This window comes from Rhizobium tibeticum, from assembly GCF_900110205.1.
GTDB lineage: Bacteria > Pseudomonadota > Alphaproteobacteria > Rhizobiales > Rhizobiaceae > Rhizobium > Rhizobium tibeticum.
Genome location: NZ_FOCV01000142.1, coordinates 1 through 1,658, shown reverse-complemented (window position 1 = coordinate 1,658; position 1,658 = coordinate 1). Strand labels below are relative to the sequence as shown.

General features: G+C 60.4%; 1 protein-coding gene. It reads right to left on the bottom strand.

Translation table 11 applies throughout. From position 1 onward, the window contains the following. Positions 1-163: 163 nt before the first annotated feature. Positions 164-1,597 carry an IS1182 family transposase gene (locus BSG20_RS35255; RefSeq protein ID WP_093042002.1) on the bottom strand — a complete coding sequence of 478 codons (1,434 nt, stop codon included), beginning with the start codon at positions 1,595-1,597 and terminating at the stop codon, positions 164-166. Positions 1,598-1,658: the final 61 nt, after the last annotated feature.

Genomic DNA, 1,658 nt, shown 5'->3' with positions numbered 1-1,658 from the left:
CAGACCGTCCGAGAACTCTTCGAATGATGGAAAGTAGTTGATTTTCGGCGTGGACGGCGGCGTTTTGTCCAATTTCCAGCTTTTCCGTTTTCGGGTGCGATGGTGGCGTTCATGGGCATAGTGGCGTTTATTTTGGGTTGAGAACAACGCAAAATGGGGCGTTTTATGTCCGCAACGCGGCGATCAGGCCCGGCACACCGATGATGGAGATGGCCCTCTTGATGTTGTAGGCGAGCGCCGTCAGGCTGAACTCCCCGCGGACGTTTTCCAGCCGCCGCATCAGGAACGCGCCCTGGTTCATCCATTGCTTGATCGTGCCGAACGGATGCTCGACGCTCTCGCGCCGCCGGTCGAGAATGTCGGGCCGGGCGGCTAGCCGCGCCGCCATGCGGTCGAGCACCGCCTCGTTCTCAAGGCGCGACACGCGACGGAAGCTTTTGGTGCAGCGTTCGCGCAGATGGCACGCCTTGCAGGCGGCGCGGTTGGTGTAGTCGATCTTCACATTGTCGCGTGACTTGCCGTAATGCCGGGGCGAGAGCACCTGATCTCCGGGGCAAAGGAAAATGTCCTTGTCCGGGTCGTAGCGGAATTCCTCCTTCGAAAAGAAGCCCTCGCGCACGGCAGAGCCCCGGATCGGCTTCGGCACATAGGCGGTGATGTCCGCTTTCTCGCAGGCCTCGATATCCTCGATCTTGAAGTAGCCCCGGTCAGCAACCGCTTCGATCCGATCGACGCCGAGTGTTTCCATCGCCGCCTCGACCGTCGGTGCAAGAAGCCCCATGTCGAGAACCTGGTTGCTCACCTCCTGCTCGGCGATAAGCTTGTGCTTTACATCGACGGCGAGTTGGATGTTGTAGCCGACGCCGACCTTGGTCATACGCGCCATGGCGCGGGCATCCGGATCGGTCAGCGATATCTGGTCCTCGCCGCTGCGGTCCAACTCGTCCAGCAGCGCCTTGTGGCGATCTCGCTTGCCCTTGATCGCCGCGATCTTCTCCGCCATGCCGCCGCCCGAACCGTTACTGCCGGTTGCCTTCTCCTCGTCAGCATCGCTCTCGTCGAGGCGCTTCATATAATCGGCCAGCTTCTCATCTGCCTCCCGGATGAACTTCGAGAGCGATCCGCGCGTGAAGTTGCGATCCTTGTTGTTCACCGCCTTGATCCGGGTGCCATCGACGGCCAGAAGCTCACGACCGAACAGGTCGAGCTGACGGCACAGGATGACGAACTCCCGGAACACCTGGCGGAAAGCCGACCGGTTGACCCGTCGGAAATCGGCAATGGTGCGAAAGTCAGGCTTCAGGTGTCTGAGCAACCAGATCACCTCGATGTTGCGGCGCGTTTCCGCTTCCAGTCGCCGGCTGGAACGCACACGGTTGATATACCCGTACACGTAAAGCTTCAAAAGGTCGGCTGGGTCGTAACCCGGACGGCCGGTCTCCTTCGCCGCCACCCGCACGAACCCGGCGGCTTGGAGATCGAGGCCGTCAACGAAAGCCTCGATGAAGCGAACCGGATTGTCCGGCCCCACATAATCATCAACCGCTTCCGGCAGAAGCAGCAATTGAGAGCGGTCTGTTCCTGAAAGATGCGCCATGGCAAAAGCTACCACGGCAGTCTAACGTGAGGAATCCCCGACGGGGTTTTCAGACGGTCTG

Bases quoted from the DNA above. Each gene is read 5' to 3' on its own strand.
- BSG20_RS35255 (WP_093042002.1), bottom strand. From the start codon at position 1,597: ATGGCGCATCTTTCAGGAACAGACCGCTCTCAATTGCTGCTTCTGCCG.